We start from the raw sequence: 18,157 nt of genomic DNA on the forward strand, positions 1-18,157 counted from the left end.
CAATGCCGATTTTTGTAGCCAGAAATTCGCAAATTTCGCGAAATAGCGTTTTATGAATTACAAAGAAGCACTACAGCATAACATTTTCAAAATCATCTCTCAATCTGCCGAAACATTGCAACTGGACTGCTATGTAATTGGTGGCTTTGTACGCGACTTTCTATTGAAAAGAGGCGATGCCAAGGACATCGATGTTGTGGCCATTGGAAGTGGCATAGAATTGGCTAAAACCGTTGCAAAAAACCTTCCCGATACGCCAAAAGTACAGGTGTTTAAAACCTACGGTACGGCCATGCTACGCTATGATGACATCGAAATAGAATTTGTGGGCGCCAGAAAGGAATCCTATTCTAAAGACAGCCGAAATCCGAAAGTAGAAAACGGCACGTTACAGGATGATCAAAATCGACGTGATTTCACCATTAATGCCTTGGCACTAAGCCTTAATAAAAACTCTTTTGGCAATCTATTGGATCCCTTTGACGGATTGAAAGATTTGGAAAAGGGTATTATCCGAACGCCTTTAAACCCAGATATTACTTATAGTGACGACCCATTGCGAATGATGCGCGCCATCCGTTTTGCCACCCAATTGAAATTCACCATTGAAGCGGAAAGTTTGAAAGCCATTTACCGCAATGCCGAAAGGATAAAAATCATCACCAACGAACGTATCGTTACCGAACTAAATAAAATCCTGGAAAGTGAAACGCCATCTATTGGTTTTTTACTTTTGGAACAAACCGGACTTTTAAAGTTGATTCTACCCGAATTGACTGCTTTAAAAGGCATCGATGAAATTGAAGGTCAACGTCATAAGGATAATTTTTACCACACTCTGGAAGTGGTGGACAACATTGCACTGCATACTGATAACCTTTGGTTGCGTTGGGCTGCCCTGTTGCACGATATCGGGAAAGCCCCAACTAAAAGATTCAGTAAAAAAGTGGGCTGGACGTTTCATGGACACGAATTTGAAGGCGCAAAAATGGTGTACCATTTATTCAGGCGCCTAAAGATGCCGCTGAACGACAAGATGAAATTCGTCCAAAAAATGGTGTTTATGAGCTCACGCCCTATTGTATTGTCTCAAGATATAGTGACCGATTCGGCCGTAAGGCGATTGGTATTTGATGCAGGCGATTATGTTGAGGATTTGATGACCCTGTGCGAAGCGGATATCACCACCAAAAACCCAAAACGATTTAAAAAGTACCATAACAATTTTAAAATAGTACGACAAAAAATTGAGGAAGTTGAAGCGCGGGATCATGTGCGGAATTTTCAGCCACCCGTCTCTGGAGAGGAAATTATGAAAACCTTTAACCTCAAGCCCTCAAGAGAGATTGGGATTATCAAAGAAGCGATTAAAGAGGCAATTTTAGACGGAGAGATTCCAAACGAATACGATGCCGCCCATGCACTGATGTTGAAAAAAGGGAAATCCCTGGGCCTAAAAGTGAGCGATTCATGATAGAGCTGAAACGGACCAACCATACCGATAAGGATTTTGTGCATCTCGTATCACAACTCAACGCGTATTTGAAGGTTATTGACGGGAAAGATCATGAATTCTACATGCAATACAATGGCATTGAGGTTCTCAATAATGTTGTAATAGCTTATCGGGACAACATCCCTGTCGGTTGTGGCGCTTTTAAAACTTATGACGAAAACAGCGTAGAAATCAAACGAATGTTTACCCAACCCGAATTTAGGGGAAAGCAGGTAGCTACTGCCGTCCTACAAGGTTTGGAAACTTGGGCAAAGGAATTGGGATTCAATTCCTGTGTTTTGGAAACTGGAAAACGCCAAATAGAAGCTGTGAATTTTTATAAGAAAAATGCCTACCAAATTATTCCCAATTTCGGGCAGTACCAAGGTATAGAAAATAGTTTGTGTCTTGAAAAACAATTGAACAATGAAAAAAGATAATAAAGCTGTAATATACTGGTTGTTAACAGGTTGTTTTTTGATTTTTATCATGGTAGTTGTAGGTGGCATTACCCGGTTGACCCACTCGGGATTGTCCATTTCAAACTATAAATTGATATCGGGGACTATTCCTCCAATGAACGAAACGGAATGGCAGGCCGCCTTCGATTTGTACAAACAATACCCCGAATACCAAAAACTGAATACCCATTTTACACTTCAGGATTTTAAGGACATTTATTTTTGGGAATGGCTCCATCGTGTGATTGGACGCTTTATTGGTTTGGTGTTTCTTATCCCCTTTTTGTACTTTTTAATTAAACGGCAATTGACTAAGCCTACCATTAAAAAATGCATCGTGCTTTTAGGCTTGGGCGCCTTTCAAGGCTTTTTGGGCTGGTATATGGTAAAAAGCGGTTTGGTGGACAACCCCGACGTGAGCCATTACCGTTTGGCCGCACATTTAACCACGGCCTTTATCACCTTTGCCTATACCTTTTGGGTGGCCTTGGATCTGCGCTATCCTGAGAAAAAAGAGGTAGATAAGGCATTTAGAAACCTGGTACGTTTTGGGTTGGCCGTTTTATTGTTACAAATTATTTATGGAGCCTTTGTAGCCGGTTTGGACGCTGGTTTTATCCATAATCATTGGCCCATGATGAGCGAAGGGAAATTTATGCACCAAACGGTTTATATTGAGCAAAACCCGTTATACAAAAACTTTATCGAAGGCAAAAGTGGCGTCCAGTTTGTGCACCGCTGTTTGGCCTACGTGGTCGTACTGATGGTTGTGATTATCTGGCGAAAAAGCAAACGGTTTTCATTGACCTCTAGCCAATTTAACGGGATTACCGCATTGTTGCTTTTGGTGGTGCTGCAGTTTGTTTTGGGCGTATTTACCATTTTACTTCAAGTGCCTGTTTGGTTGGGCGTAGCGCACCAGGTGGGGGCGTTTTTCCTATTGTCTGCTATGACGTTTGTGTTGCATCGCTTTAGTAGATAATTTCACAATTTACCTTTCTTTTGCGTAAGAAAGTATCTATATTTACATTGAAACTTTTAAAAAATAAAAGTTTTATATACGTGACTTTGTTTTCAAAAACTTCTGCATAGCCAAACTAATTGGTGGTATAAAAGGAAAAAAGTTCTGCATATAAACAAGTTGTGTGTAATTTGAGAAATGACAACAGAAGAATTAATAAATAAGGAATTTGAAAAAAGGAAATTTATTCCTGCTACTAAAAAAGTCTATTCTCAAAAACTGACTGAATTATTTGAATTTTACAGTCATATTGAACCTGCAAATATAAATTTTGACCAGATAGATTCTTACTTGTATCGAATTAAGAAAAGTCAATCACCATCGAGTATGGAGAATTGTTACTGGTCATTTAAGCTATATTTCAATGAAATTCTTGGGAAAAATTATCCATTTCACTCATTAAGATTACCTTTAAAAGATTCTCACATTCCTAATGTAATTTCCCAAAATCAAATTAAAGAACTACTTGAAACTTTTGAAAACTTAAAACACAAAACCCTAATAACATTACTGTATGCGACTGGAATGAGAGTTGAAGAGTTATTGGAACTAACACCAAAAGACATTCTATCTGACAAAAAAGAAATTAGAGTAAGAAATACTAAAACTGGAAAAATAAGATACCCTCATCTCTCTGATAAGCTATTAAAACTTCTTCGAGAATATTACGTTCAGTACAAACCAAAAAAATATTTATTTGAAGGTCAAAAAAAAGACACGAAATATTCTGTGTCTAGTATTAGAAAAATATTAGAGAGAGCGAAAATAAAAGCAGAAATAAAAGAAGAACTTACATTAATAAGTTTAAGATATTGCTACATTAAACATATGGTTGAACAAGGTCAATCTTTACCTGCATTACTCAAAAGTATGCAAGTTCATAATTCGGACACAGTTCAATTTTATTATAATCTTTGTGGGAAAAGCGACAAAATAAATTACTCACCAATTGACAAATTGGGAGTTATAATTGACACTAATAAATTCAATACCATAGAAATTGAAAAAATCTTTGATTCGATTTCTAATTTGGACGAAAGAGATTATTTAAGAGAAAGCATCGCTTGTTTAAAAGTCGGAGCAATGAGAGCTGGAGTCGTATTTGTTTGGGCTTCAGCGATTAGAAATTTACAAAACAAGTGTGTCGAAATTGGGTACAAACAAATAAACGAAGCTCTAAAAAAAATTAACCAAAGAGAAAAACCAATAAAACAAGTATCAGATTTTGAGAGACTGAAAGATAAAACCACTTTGGATATAGCAAATAAAATCGGACTTATCACAAAACATCAAAAAGGAGAATTAGATAAACATTTAGATTTAAGAAATTATTGTGGACATCCAAGTGAATATTATCCAGAAACCCAGAAAATAAAGGCATATTTAGAAGATTTAATTAATATAATTTTAAAAAAATAAAAACTACACACAACAATGGCTATAAGTAATTGCTGGTTATAGTCTACTTCTGAATATCCTCGCGGATTTTCTATTCGGTTTGTATTTGCTAAATTAGGTGCTGAAACACGCAACTAATCTTATACAAACACGTTAGGCCCAATTAACCAACAAATTATGATCAAAACAAATAAGAAGATTTTAAACCCAATAGCTGTATTCTGTCTGCTTTTACTTTTTGCTTGCAAACAAGAAGTTAAACAAGTAAAAGAACCTTCATTAGAAGATAAAATAGCGTTAGCAGTAAAGTCTCGGAAAATTCCTAACCTGACTGAACAAAAAGTAAGTTTTACAGTGCCTGAATCGATCATTGGAAGAGGACCTCAAATAACCGAGGTATTTAGCCATATGGAAAACTATATTCCTACTGTTCTGATAGAAAAAGGAAATACGAAAACAACAAAGCTTCCAGAAAATATAAGTCATACCCTCGGCCAAGAGATTCTCACCAGTACCTTCTTTAAAAAGGAAACATCACTTGACCAAATTTGTAATAAAAAATATGTTAATGGAGTGATTGTTCTGCATAAGGGCCAAGTGGTTTATGAAAAGTATCCGGAAATGAAACACACTGACAAGCATTTTCTTGGTTCTGTCAGTAAAACATTTTTAGGAACCATAATCGCACACTTGGCAGATGAAGGAAAACTTAACGAACAGGATTCGATTGGGAAGCATATTAAAGAATTTAAAGGTAAGCCATTGGCAAACGTAACTATTGAAAATTTGTTAAGGATGACCTCAGGAATCAACTGCCGAGAAATGGAAAAAGGGTCCTTTACTGACCCGAACCATTGTTTTTATAAATTACTTCAGCATTCTGCCGTTTATACGGAGCCAAATCCTGGAGTTGAAGAAAGCTTAATAGAATTATTGGCTAGTTCGGGAAAAACTGAACCCGCTGGGCAAACCTACGATTATACTTCTGCCAATTCTGTTATTCTGACTACCATCGCTGAAAGAGTTTCTTCCAAACCTTTTCATGAGTTGGTTCAGGAATATATATGGACAAAAATCGGAGCTGAAGATGATGCAAGGGTAACGCTATCCAGTACTGGTGTTGCTGGAAGTTACGGTTTAATGCTAATGCGCTTGAGAGATCTGGCCAGATATGGACTGGCCTTTACAGATGATGCTACTACAAAAATAGCATCGGCACGATATATAAATCAAATCCATACGGGAGATAGAGCATTATTTAGATCTGAAGGCGGAACAGATCAGCATTTGAGGAAACTATTTTATGAAGGACAAGGTGCAGATTTTCAGAGCTATCATTGGGATGTGATTTTTGAAGATGGTGACTTCTTCAAGGAAGGCTTTGGAGGTCAGGGTCTTTACATATCCCCTTCAAAAAGATTAGTTATTGGATTTTTTAGTGCAAGCAAGGATGAGACGAATAATAACATGTATATGACAGCCCTTGTTCGTAGTTTGGCAATACTAGAACAATTTAAAGTATAAATTAGTAAAAAACTGAGCCTAACAAGGGCTGTAATTCAGCGTGGCTGAAGAACTAATATGAACAAAAAAACAACAAATACGGCTAATTTCTGCTCCTGAAGGATTCTGCCGAATCATTCCACACCGAAATCATAGCCGAGACCTTATGCAAAACATTTAAAAGATTTATGGAAAGAAATATAAATTTTATAATTTTAGTTGTTATAACATTGATGAGTTATGGATGTTGTAGTGATGACGATAGCAATGGGGGTAATGATATTGATGCAGAAAATCAACCACCAAATTCTTTCTCCCTTTTAACGGTAAATAATGGAGCAATAGATGTTGCCTTAAAACCTACTTTAACTTGGAGTACGGCAACAGATCCGGATGGTGACCCAATTACTTATGATTTAGTCCTCGATGATAATACTAGTCCTGGCACTATAGTCTCATCAAACCTAAAAGAAACTGAGTTTACTTTTAGTACCTCTATAAATTTTTCAGACGTTTTTTACTGGAAAGTAATAGCGAGAGATAACAAGGGCAATTTTACTGAAAGTAGTATTTTCAGTTTTACTACTATTGATTTGTTTTCTCAAATAACCAATAACGCTGGATTTAATGGGAGATTAGACCATGAGACCGTAGTATTTAATGATAAAATGTGGGTGATTGGTGGATCAGATGAGAATATTAATCAAAGAAATGATGTTTGGAGCAGTTCAGACGGAATTGAATGGATAGAGACAACTTCCAATGCAGATTTTACTAGGCGTGCTTCACATACGGCGTTGACCTTCGACAACAAAATGTGGGTGATTGGTGGATATTCTGGGGGAAATAAAAATGATGTTTGGTCAAGCAGTGATGGTACTAATTGGATACAAATGACAGCTAATGCTCCTTTTAGCCCGAGATATGCTCACACTTCAGTAGTTTTTGATAATAAGATGTGGGTGATAGGCGGAGAAGTTGGCTCACTTGATGTTCTTAATGACATTTGGTATAGTGATGATGGCGTAAATTGGGTTCAGGTAAATGCAATTGGAGCTAGGGAAAAGGGACGTCATACTGCGGTTGTCTTTGATGGCAAAATTTGGCTAATTGGTGGTTTAGGTCAAGGTAGTGGCAGACAAAATGATGTTTGGAATAGTAGTGATGGGATTAATTGGACACAAGTAACTCCGAATGCTCCGTTCGCGAAAAGATATTACCATACTACAGTCGCTTTTGATAACAAGCTTTGGGTTATTGGTGGAATTGGTGATAATAATGAGTTCTATAATGATGTATGGAGCAGCATTGACGGAATTAATTGGACACAAGTTACTTCCGATGCTCCTTTTTCTAAAAGAGACCTTCACTCGTCCGTAGTATATAATGACAAAATATGGGTAATTGCAGGAAGAGACGCTAATGAAAGAAGAAATGACGTCTGGTCAATGAATTAAAACAATATTATGAAAAACGCATTTGATGGTTCAATCGGTTTGGTTGTCGTAATATTGATTATATTTTTCTTCTGGTTTATCCCAATTTGGTATGGTATAAAATGGGCGAAAATTAAGGGTGTTTCTAAACTTTGGATGCTTTTTGGAATTCACCCAATGACCGGATGGATTGTCTTTTTAATTTTGAGATACGGAATTGACCCAAGAAAACAGTGCGACAAATGCAAGGAATCCATTAAAATTGAAGCTCAAATTTGTCGCTATTGCGGTAACCAAATAAGCCAAGAAGAAATAGATATGGCAATAAGAGCATTCGAAGAGAGAAAAAAATAACCACCCACTGCGCGGTAACAAGTACTTGCATTCTCTGCGTACTGACCCAAATCTATTAAAGTAAGTAACGAAAGCTTACAGCACCAAACACCTAGACAAGGTATCCTCATAAATCGCCTCGTATTGAGGTACTATTTGATGCAAATCGAAGTTTTGGGCTTGAGCCCTAGCGTTATCCTTAAAGGTTTTTAATCGGGCTTTATCCTTTAAAATATGGAGGGCATTCTTTACCATGTCGTCCACATCGCCCACATCGCTTAAAAATCCGGAATAGCCATGAATATTTACTTCTGGAATACCGCCCGTGTTACTTGAAATAACGGCTACTTTTGAGGCCATAGCCTCCAAGGCCGCCAAGCCAAAACTTTCGGTCTGCGAGGGCAACAAAAATAGGTCGCTAAAGCATAATATCTTATCAATCTCGTTACTTCTTCCGAAGAAAATCACTTTATCTAAAATGCCCAGTTCGCGACACTGTAGCTCTACGTTTTCCTTTTCAGGGCCTTCACCTATAAACATCAGTTTTGCAGGGATTTCTTTTTGGATGCCGTAAAACACCTTAATCACATCTTGAACCCGCTTTACCGGTCTCAAATTACTGATATGAGTGATGATTTTTTCGTTTTCATCAGCCATCATGCCACGCTGACAATCCGTAAAACTATGATTGTACTTCTCCAAATCGATAAAGTTTGGCACGACATGAATATCATTTTTCACCTCAAACAAACGCATGGTATCCTCCTTCAAACTTTTGGATACCGCAGTAACCGCATCGGATTTATTGATACTAAAGGTGACGGCTGGTTTATAAAAAGGGTGATTGCCCACCAAAGTGATATCCGTACCGTGAAGCGTTGTCACAATAGGCACATAAATCCCTTCTTCCTGTAGCATCTTTTTTGCCATATAGGCCGCATAGGCATGCGGAATGGCATAATGTACATGCAAAATTTCAATGCCGTGCAGTTTAACCATATCCACCAACTTACTGGATAATGCCAGTTCATAGGGCTGATAATGAAATAAAGGATACTCCGGCACATTTACCTCATGGTAATGTACATTATGGCTTATTTGCTCCAACCTTACCGGCTGGCTATAGGTAATAAAATGTACTTCATGTCCGCGCTTGGAAAGTTCCAAACCCAATTCAGTCGCTACGACACCACTACCTCCAAAGGTTGGGTAACATACTATGCCTATGTTCATATTTTAAGTTTTAAGTTATAAGTACTTAAAGTTATAAGTGCCTTAAGTTGCAAATGTCCAAAATTCTAAGTGTTGAAAGTTTACAAAACTTTAAGTACTTATAACTTTAGGCACTCTAAGTACTACTAATCTACAATCGCGTCATAAATTGCACGTTGTATTTCCGTTCTTATATTTTCTTTTAGCAATCGGTTTCGCCCTGCCTTGGGATAGGTTCGATTTGCTAAAAACACATATACAATTTCCTCCTCAGGGTCCGCCCAAGCATAAGTGCCCGTAAATCCTGAATGCCCAAAACTTGTCATCGAGATACAGCCACAAGTAGGACCGGCATCACCCAATTGGGGCTTATCGAAGCCTACGCCACGCCTGTTATCCTTCGCACAAAAATAACAGGTATTGAATTTTTCAATAGTTTGAGGGCTTAGATAGCGCTTGCCTCCGTAAAAACCCTTTTGCAAATACAACTGCATCATTTTTGCTACATCGTTGGCATTACTAAACACACCCGCGTGGCCCCCTACTCCGTTTTGCATCGCAGCACCCATGTCATGCACATACCCATGAATCTTCGTGTAGCGGTAATAATCATCCACTTCCGTTGGCACAATGTGCGTATTGCTTATCTTTCGATACGGATTATACATGGTATAATTTGCGCCTAAGGACTGATAAAAATGTGTCTGTACTAACTCGTCCAATCCTTGGTCGTAATGTTCCTCTATAAATTTCTTTAAAATATAATAGGGAAAGTCGCTATATCGGTAACGCAGATTATCCAAGAGTTCGGAGTCCCGAATAATCTTCTGGATAGAATCTTGATAATCCGTCCGGAGGTAAAGGTTTTTGGTGACTTCGACACTAAAGTTTTTACTTTTTTCGGTTCTATAATATTTCCCACTGGGACGTTTCGTGATGGTGTCAAGAGTATGGTAGTAAAACGGCTCCCAAGGACGCAGTCGCGCATAGTGGGACAGCATTTGCTTAACGGTGATATTTTCTTTATTTGAACCTTTATATTCCGGTAATAATTCGGAAAGTGGACTATCAAGTGACAATACCCCTTTTTCTTCCAGTTCCATAACCAAAGGTAATGTGGCCAATATCTTGGTTAGTGAAGCCACATCATATATATCCTCAAAAGTTATTTTTTCCTTGCCTTTATACGTATGCTTTCCAAAATTTTTGTTGTAAACCACTTTTCCCTTTCGAGCTATTAATAGTTGTATGCCCGGAGTCATCATAGAATCCACCGCCACTTGAGCTATAGAATCCACTTTTTTTAACCGTTCAGAGCTCATGCCAACACGTTCGGGCAACGTATATCCCAAACGCTTGATGGCATTGTTTTTAATACCATCTCCAGCTTTAAAAAATTCACCAATGGAAACGGGTAAACATCCTTTTGCAGGGATAGCCCCAAATATCAATTGCGCTGATTTTTCCTGAGCTATTTTGCTGTTTTGATAGCTGACAATAACACTTTCGAAATTTTCGAAGGTTTTTAAATCATCCAGAGCATAAGGCTTAGTAAACACATCCAAGATAACGTCATGAACCCTCGCGATTTCATAAAGCCACACCAATTCCCTACTACTGAATTTATGTGCTTTCCAAGGATTTGCATTGGACCGGTGAAACCCAACTATCACTGTATTGTAAGGTTGCAATTTCTTCATCAATGTGTACAGATTGTCATCAGTAATCTGGTGGACTTTGGCATATTTTTTCAATTCCTTCAGAAATACACTTCCATCATCATCTCCCATTTGTACATAGGCAATACTTTTGGTTTCCAATCGCGTTAGGGGTACCAAACTCCCTTCATTTTTCACCACCGTAATGGCGTTTTCCATTAGCTCCTCATAAAGGATATCGTCCTTTAATCGATTCAAATCTTTATCTAAATTATACAATCCGATAGGCTCATAATTGTGCAAACCGACTTTGTATTTTGCCTTTAAAACCTTTTTAACGGAATGCGCCAAACGCTCTTCCGAAATGTCTCCACTATTAATAGCCCCCAATAGCTTTTCAACACCTATAGCAACATCTTCGGACATCAACATCACATCATTCCCAGCTTTGAAGGCGGCCAAATCGATATCACCCGTATCACTAAAATCCGCAGCACCTTTCATAGTGAGGGCGTCTGTAAAAATGAGTCCCTGAAACCCAAGTGAATCTTTTAAAATATCGGCAACTATATGTCTGGAAAGCGAAGATGGATAGCCCGTTGGCTCCAAACTAGGCACATTTAGATGGGCTACCATAACGCTGGATAAGCCTTTTGAAATCAGTTTCTTGTAAGGATATAGCTCTATTGAATCGATTCGCTTTGCGTCAAAATTAATAGTTGGCAACGTTAAATGCGAATCTTGTTCAGTATCTCCGTGCCCAGGAAAATGCTTGGCATTGGCCAAAACCCCGGCACTCTGCATCCCTTTCATAAAGGCCAACGCTTTTTCGGTTACGTTATCTCTATCCTCGCCAAAGGAACGATTGCCTATTATGGGGTTCTTTGGATTCGTATTGATGTCCACCACAGGGGCAAAATTAAAATGAACACCCAAACGCTTGCAATGTTCCCCAATGTATCGCCCCGTTTTTTCCACCAATTTATTATCCTTTATGGCTCCAAGAGTCATATTCCAAGGAAAAGCATAAGTGGAATCCAAACGCATACTCAGGCCCCATTCGGCGTCCATCCCTATTAGCATTGGGGTTTTAGAAATTGCCTGTAATTCATTGTTTAAACTAGCCTGTCGCTTTGGGCCTCCATTGGAATAGATGATACCTCCAATATGATGTTCCTGTATCAGTTTGACAATTTTATTCTTGGTTGCAACATCTTGATTAGACATTACCTGAACCATATATAACTGCCCAACTTTTTCTTTAAGTGAAAGCGAATTGTAAACACTATCTACCCATTTTTTTTGAGCTTCCTCGTCCTGAGATAAAAGTGGACTTAAGGTATTCTGTGCATACGAAGAAAGGCAGGTGAGAGTAATTAAAATAAAATAGATATGGCGCATAGGGGAATACTTAAGCAATTCGATTATAAGTAAATAACTAATAACCGTGCCAAAATACTACTTTTAGAAAAAAGAGGAAAATAGTTTATGATAGATTTAAAGGAATTATTCAGCCAATCGTATCACTTTATGATTCATTGACTTTAACCCTAACTTTCAACTATAAATAGGATCGCCCTTAATACGCACAAAAAAAGCTCCAACATAAGGGTCGAAGCTACTAGTTTATCTGTTCAGAAACCATTTACCAGAACAAGGCATAGAGTACCGTTAATACTAGCATTACGGCAAACGCCCCAATGTTAAACAAAGGTGAGGTTTTGAACAACTGTTTGGTAATTGGGATGCCTTTTTCGTCATCCGCTCCCTTATGCTGTATATAACTTACCAAAGCGATTACGCCCATAGTAAGCAACAGAGTATAGCCCATTTGATCCATAAAGGGTACGTCCACAAAAATTGGTAAAGACGACCATCCTTTGGGCGCCACCTTAAAATACATCGCCATTGGAATGGACGTCAAAGCTCCTGTAATTGCCGCCTTATTGGTAGTTTTCTTCCAAAAAAGACCCAGTAAAAATACGGCCAAAATACCTGGGCTAACAATACCGGTATATTCCTGTATAAATTGGAATGCTTGGTCTATCCCGCCTAAAAGAGGGGCCATAATACATGCAATAACCAAAGCAATTGCGGCTGAGATTCTACCAACATTTACAGTTTTCCTATCATCCGCTTCTTTATTAAAATACTCCTTGTAAATATCCATAGTAAAGATGGTAGAAGTAGAATTAAGCATTGAAGCAAGAGATGACACAATGGCGGCTGCAAGGGCGGCAAATGCTACTCCTTTGAGACCTGTTGGCAAAAACTGTAATAGCCACGGATAGGCGTTATCCTTCTTTTCAAGAGGAGAGTTTTGTAGGGCGATATCACCCAAGCCTGCCATTAGTTCTGGGTCGTTTATGATGACATAGGCCGCTATACCGGGTATAACAACTATTAGCGGAATTAGTAATTTCAAAAATGCTGCAAATAAAATGCCCTTTTGAGATTCTTCCAAAGATTTGGCAGCAAGGGTTCTTTGTATGATGTATTGGTTGAATCCCCAATAATACAAGTTTGCAACCCACATGCCCCCTACAAGAACGGCGATACCAGGCAAGTTTTTATATTCCGGATTGGACTCATCCAAAATCATTTCAAATCTTTCAGGAACAGTTTCATAAACAGTTGTTAAACCAGCAACAAAACCTTCGCCACCCGAAACTGTATTTAATGCCAAGTAAGTTGTTACCAATCCGCCCAGCACCAAGAATACTACTTGAATAACATCCGTCCAGGCTACTGCGGACAACCCTCCATACAAAGAGTATGCTGCTGCAAACATAGCCAACCCCATAATACCATAAATCAAAGAGATTCCCATAATAGTCTGCAATGCCAAAGCTCCTAAATATAGTACGGAAGCAAGATTAACAAACACGTAGAGACCTATCCAAAAAACAGCAAGAATGGTCTTTAAATTGGTAGAAAACCGCTTTTCAACAAATTCTGGAATAGTGTATAACCCCTTTTCAATAAAAATCGGAAGAAAATATTTCCCTACAATTATTAAAGTTAGTGCCGCCATCCATTCATAGGAGGCAATGGCCAAACCAGATGCGAAACCAGAACCAGACATACCTATAAATTGTTCTGCTGAAATATTTGCTGCAATCAGTGAAGCACCAATGGCCCACCATGGTAAAGATTTACTTGCTAGAAAATAGTCCTCTGCATTTTTTTGGTGCCCTTTCTTGTCCCTGGACACCCAAAGTCCTACTCCCAGAATTAAAATGGCATAGGCCACAAACACCACATAATCCCAAGTACCGAATCCTGCTGACATAAAAATTTATTTAGTTGGTTATTATAAATGATTTCCAAATATATGTTTTTAATTTAACTAAATATAGGTGTGAATTCAGAAAAAAACCAAACTAGTAGGGTCTAGTAGGTTTTTTAATGTGTTTTTTCATATCTTTGCGTTTCAAATGATTAAGGTTAAAAACAAAATAGGGGTTCCAAAATATCAGCAGATTGTATTTTCTATTGAAAAGGCAATTATTCGTGGTAAATTGAAAAAGGGAGATCAAATCCCCTCTATTAACAGTATAAGGGAGGCGAATGGTCTTTCGAGGGATACGGTGTTGATGGCCTTTAATGAGCTAAAAACCAGGGGCATTATTCAGTCTGTTGTCGGCAAAGGTTATTACGTTACTAGCGAAAATATAGATGTTAAGCAAAAAGTACTTTTATTGTTTGATGAATTGAATGCCTTTAAGGAGGATTTGCACAATGCTTTCATTAACAACCTGGGAGAGGGCATTGAAGTAGATATTTATTTTCATCATTTTAACCTTCATGTTTTCAATAAGATAATAGAGGATAATAACGGCAATTACAACCACTACATTATAATGCCTGCGAATTTAGAAAACACGGATGCCATTCTGAAAAAACTGCCAGATGACAAGGTTTATATTCTAGATCAAATGCCAGAAGAATTGAAAAAATATCCCGGCATATACCAAAACTTTAAACAAGATATGTTCAACAACCTCAACAGAGCTTATGAGCATATCAAAAAATATCAAAAATTGGTCCTTGCTTTTGAGCCTAAAAAGCAACCCAAAGGAATGCTTGATGGGTTTATCATGTTTTGCGAACACAAAAGTCTAGCTTATAGTGTTTTAGATTCACTTCAAAATAAAACCCCAGAAAAAGGCGAACTTTATATAATTCCCGACGATAAAAACTTATTAAGAATTATTAAAAGAATGAGAAACAACGAACTTGTTTTGGCCAAAGACATTGGTGTTATTTCCTATAATGATGCTTTGCTAAAGGAAATCGTGGAAGGTGGCATTACCACTATTTCAACAGATTTTAAGGCCATGGGCGAACGTTTGGCGAAAATGATTTCCAATAATGAAAATTTTCAAATTGAAAACCCAAATCATTTAATTTTAAGACAATCACTCTAAATAAAACCAATTGTACACAACACACTTACATTCAGAGCAAAACATTTTAGAAATATCAAACTCTAAAGAAACGCTAAAGGCCAAACTATTTTTAAATGATGGAGGTAGCCTTCAAGAACTAACACTTAAGAGCCATCCCATTATTCAGGATTTAGCCCCGTTAAAATATGGCGACACTTACGCCTCGTCTATTTTGTTTCCATTTGCCAATCGTATCAAAGATGGCCAATACAGTTTTAAAGGCCAAGCCTATCAACTAAATAAGAATCAAACTGAAGAACAAAATGCATTGCATGGGTTTGTTTACAATAAAACCTTTAAATTGATAGACGAGCAAATATCCGATGATTCCGTAAAAATAGCCTTGATTTATGTTGAAACTGAAGAAACCCAAGGTTTTCCCTATACTTATAAAATCCGTTTGGACTACGAGTTTTTTGAGGATCGCATTAGTTTGGGTGTTACCGTAACCAATTCACATTCCAATGCCTTTCCCTTTACCTTGGGATGGCACCCCTATTTTGTAAGCAACAATCTATATGACAGCAAAATTTTGATGGATAGCACCCAAAAATTAATTCTTGGCGACAGGAATATTACTACTGGCGTAGCTAATATTGACAACGTAAAGTCCTTTCCAATAAAAGACCAACAACTTGATGATTGCTGGATTTTGAACTCGGACAAAGTCGTATTTGAAACCCCAAAGTACAGTCTGCGTTTTAGCTCATCATCCAAAAATAATTTTCTGCAGGCCTATACCCCTCCAAAGGCCAACACCATTGCGATTGAGCCAACAACGGGTGTTTCGGATAGTTTTAATAATAAAATAGGGTTAGAAATTTTACAACCCAACGAATCCTATGAAATAACTTGGAATTTGAGTATAAACTAGATATCTAAATTAAACAATATCATGAGCGAGGCATTAATAAAAGACGTAAAAACAACGTTTATTAAAACGTTTAAAGTAGAGCCCATACTTATTTATTCGCCCGGGCGAATAAATATTATTGGGGAGCATACGGACTATAATGACGGCTATGTATTTCCGGCAGCTGTTGACAAAGGCATAGCCGCAGCCATCCAAAAAAGCGATAATGGCCATTGTACAGCAATAGCGTTGGATTTGGACAGTACCATCGAATTTGAATTGGACAAACTAAGTCCCTCAAAAGAAGGCAGTTGGGAAAACTATGTGTTTGGTGTTGTAGCCGAAATACAAAACAGAAATAAAGTAGTTGGTGATTTTAATATTATTTTTAAGGGAAATATCCCGGGCGGTGCCGGCATGTCCTCCTCTGCCGCTTTGGAGAACAGTGTGGTTTTTGGTTTAAACGAACTCTTTGAGCTAGGGCTTTCAAAAGAAGAAATGATCCTGATTTCGCAAAAAGCCGAGCACAACTATGTTGGTGTAAACTGTGGTATTATGGATCAGTATGCAAGTATGTTTGGGATTAAAGACCATGCATTACATTTAGATTGTAGGACGATAAAATCCAAGCCGTACAAAATTGACTTTAAAGACCATCAATTAATATTGATCAATACCAACGTAAAGCACAGCTTATCGGATAGCGCATATAATGACAGACGCTCGGCGTGTGAAAGCATCGCTGAGTTACTTGGGGTTAAAGCTCTTAGGGATGCTACCGAGGCTGATTTGGACACAGTAATTGACAAGGTTACACCTGCAAATTATCAAAAGGCGCTCTATATTATTCAAGAAATAGCGCGAACCGAAAAGGCAGCAAAGGCTATAAAAAAAGGAGATTTGGAAACCTTAGGCTCACTGATCTATCAATCTCACATGGGGCTGTCCACACAATACAAGGTAAGCTGTGAGGAATTGGATTTTCTGGTAGAACAGGCCAAGAAAAACAAACATGTTTTGGGCGCGCGGATGATGGGCGGTGGTTTTGGTGGCTGTACCATAAATCTTATCTCTAAAAGCGAAGCCAAAGCTTTTGCCGAAACGGCTTCAAAAGCCTACAGAAAGAAATTTGGCAAGGAATGCTCCGTCTATTTTATTCAACTTTCCAATGGAACTCATGTAGTTAAATAAACCAATCCTAACTGAAATATATTTTAAAATGGAAAATACCAATTTACAAGATTATTCACATAAACGCTTTAACATTCTTACAGGCGAATGGGTGCTAGTATCCCCCCATCGCGCCAAGCGTCCTTGGCAGGGGCAAAATGAAGCAGTTAACAATGAAAAGCGTCCAGTATACGATGAGAGTTGCTATTTATGTGCAGGAAACACCAGAATAAACGGTGAAGTCAACCCGAAATACACCGATGTATTTGTTTTTACTAACGATTTTGCAGCCCTACAAAGCGATTCACCATCGTTTTCGGTAAATGATGGTCTTTTAGTGGCCGAAAGCGAAACAGGTATCTGCAAAGTGATTTGCTTTAGCCCTGACCACTCCAAGAGTTTGGCCGATATGTCTCCCAACGAAATCCAAAAAGTCGTTTTCGCTTGGAAGGAACAGTACAAGGAATTGGGGAGCAACCCAAAAATCAATTATGTTCAAATCTTTGAGAACAAAGGTGCCGTAATGGGCTGTAGCAATCCGCATCCGCACGGACAGATTTGGAGCCAATCCACATTACCTAATGAAGTGGACAAAAAGAACACCCAGCAACTGAACTACTATTCCAAAAATAAGAGCAGTTTACTAGGCGACTATTTGGCTCAGGAACTGGAAAAGCAGGAACGCCTCATTTATGAAAATGACGGATATGTGGTACTGGCACCGTTTTGGGCGGTTTGGCCTTTTGAAGCGATGATAGTACCCAAAAAACACCAATCCAATATTTTAGAGATGACGGATAAGGAAGCTTTACAATACGCCGAGGCTATCGCGGTGTTGACCAAAGCTTACGACAAACTATTTAAAACCTCATTCCCCTATTCTGCAGGGATACACCAATCTCCAACAGATGGCAATGACAACAAGCACTGGCATTGGCATATGAGCTTCTACCCGCCATTATTGCGTAGTGCAACGGTTAAAAAATTTATGGTTGGCTACGAAATGTTTGGCTCACCACAACGGGATATTACAGCGGAAACTGCCGTACAACGTATTCGGGAGTTGATTGATTAAAACTAAAAACACCCCAAGCGAAAACCTGATAAACCCCATCAGGTTTTTGTTTTTTAGCATTTTATACTATTTCTTCGTTTCAAAAGTTATA

14 protein-coding genes are annotated in these 18,157 nt (G+C 38.2%); 11 read left to right on the forward strand and 3 right to left on the reverse strand.

Annotated features, from left to right (window positions below; all coding sequences use genetic code 11):
- Positions 1-52: 52 nt before the first annotated feature.
- The 7 genes from H7U19_RS14130 (at position 53) to H7U19_RS14160 (ending at position 7,668) form a co-directional block, all read left to right on the forward strand.
- Positions 53-1,474 (forward strand): CCA tRNA nucleotidyltransferase, encoded by a 1,422-nt coding sequence (locus H7U19_RS14130; protein WP_186563521.1) that lies wholly within the window; start codon positions 53-55, stop codon positions 1,472-1,474.
- A complete protein-coding gene (locus tag H7U19_RS14135; RefSeq protein WP_186563523.1) occupies positions 1,471-1,935 on the forward strand; it encodes a GNAT family N-acetyltransferase in 465 nt (154 codons plus the stop codon). Before H7U19_RS14130 ends, H7U19_RS14135 begins: the two co-directional genes overlap by 4 nt.
- A complete protein-coding gene (locus H7U19_RS14140) occupies positions 1,922-2,938 on the forward strand; it encodes a COX15/CtaA family protein (protein WP_186563525.1) in 1,017 nt (338 codons plus the stop codon). Before H7U19_RS14135 ends, H7U19_RS14140 begins: the two co-directional genes overlap by 14 nt.
- A gap of 177 nt (positions 2,939-3,115) precedes the next feature.
- Positions 3,116-4,396: a tyrosine-type recombinase/integrase gene (locus H7U19_RS14145; RefSeq protein ID WP_186563527.1), complete on the forward strand. Its 1,281-nt coding sequence runs from the start codon at positions 3,116-3,118 to the stop codon at positions 4,394-4,396.
- A 156-nt stretch (positions 4,397-4,552) separates the two neighbouring features.
- On the forward strand, positions 4,553-5,899 hold the full coding sequence (locus H7U19_RS14150) for a serine hydrolase domain-containing protein (RefSeq protein ID WP_186563528.1): 1,347 nt from the start codon (positions 4,553-4,555) through the stop codon (positions 5,897-5,899).
- A 212-nt stretch (positions 5,900-6,111) separates the two neighbouring features.
- On the forward strand, positions 6,112-7,335 hold the full coding sequence (locus H7U19_RS14155) for a Kelch repeat-containing protein (protein ID WP_186563529.1): 1,224 nt from the start codon (positions 6,112-6,114) through the stop codon (positions 7,333-7,335).
- Between the two features lie 9 nt (positions 7,336-7,344).
- The gene (locus H7U19_RS14160; RefSeq protein ID WP_186563530.1) at positions 7,345-7,668 is read left to right on the forward strand and encodes a hypothetical protein; all 324 of its coding nucleotides are present in this window, start codon (positions 7,345-7,347) and stop codon (positions 7,666-7,668) included.
- A 75-nt stretch (positions 7,669-7,743) separates the two neighbouring features.
- Here the strand turns inward: H7U19_RS14160 and bshA are convergent, their stop codons facing one another.
- From bshA to H7U19_RS14175, 3 genes are all read right to left on the reverse strand, one after another.
- Positions 7,744-8,880, reverse strand: coding sequence for an N-acetyl-alpha-D-glucosaminyl L-malate synthase BshA (gene bshA / locus H7U19_RS14165; RefSeq protein ID WP_186563531.1), 1,137 nt, complete (start codon positions 8,878-8,880; stop codon positions 7,744-7,746).
- Positions 8,881-9,005: 125 nt separating this feature from the next.
- Positions 9,006-11,918, reverse strand: a complete 2,913-nt coding sequence (locus H7U19_RS14170) for a serine hydrolase domain-containing protein (protein ID WP_186563532.1) — start codon at positions 11,916-11,918, stop codon at positions 9,006-9,008.
- Between the two features lie 244 nt (positions 11,919-12,162).
- Positions 12,163-13,809 carry a sodium/sugar symporter gene (locus H7U19_RS14175; protein ID WP_186563533.1) on the reverse strand — a complete coding sequence of 549 codons (1,647 nt, stop codon included), beginning with the start codon at positions 13,807-13,809 and terminating at the stop codon, positions 12,163-12,165.
- A gap of 145 nt (positions 13,810-13,954) precedes the next feature.
- Between H7U19_RS14175 and H7U19_RS14180 the strand changes: the two genes are divergently transcribed.
- Genes H7U19_RS14180 through H7U19_RS14195 form a run of 4 tightly spaced genes read left to right on the forward strand, consistent with a single transcriptional unit; the run spans position 13,955 to position 18,066 of the window.
- Positions 13,955-14,947, forward strand: a complete 993-nt coding sequence (locus tag H7U19_RS14180; RefSeq protein WP_186563534.1) for a GntR family transcriptional regulator — start codon at positions 13,955-13,957, stop codon at positions 14,945-14,947.
- 10 nt (positions 14,948-14,957) lie between these two features.
- Positions 14,958-15,842, forward strand: coding sequence for an aldose 1-epimerase (locus H7U19_RS14185; protein WP_186563535.1), 885 nt, complete (start codon positions 14,958-14,960; stop codon positions 15,840-15,842).
- 21 nt (positions 15,843-15,863) lie between these two features.
- Complete coding sequence (gene galK / locus H7U19_RS14190) at positions 15,864-17,012, forward strand: galactokinase (protein WP_186563536.1); 1,149 nt, start codon at positions 15,864-15,866, stop codon at positions 17,010-17,012.
- 28 nt (positions 17,013-17,040) lie between these two features.
- Positions 17,041-18,066, forward strand: coding sequence for a UDP-glucose--hexose-1-phosphate uridylyltransferase (locus tag H7U19_RS14195; protein ID WP_186563537.1), 1,026 nt, complete (start codon positions 17,041-17,043; stop codon positions 18,064-18,066).
- Positions 18,067-18,157 lie beyond the last annotated feature (91 nt).

Origin of the sequence: Hyunsoonleella aquatilis, assembly GCF_014270105.1 — a bacterium.
In the GTDB taxonomy this organism is placed as follows: Bacteria; Bacteroidota; Bacteroidia; order Flavobacteriales; family Flavobacteriaceae; genus Jejuia; species Jejuia aquatilis.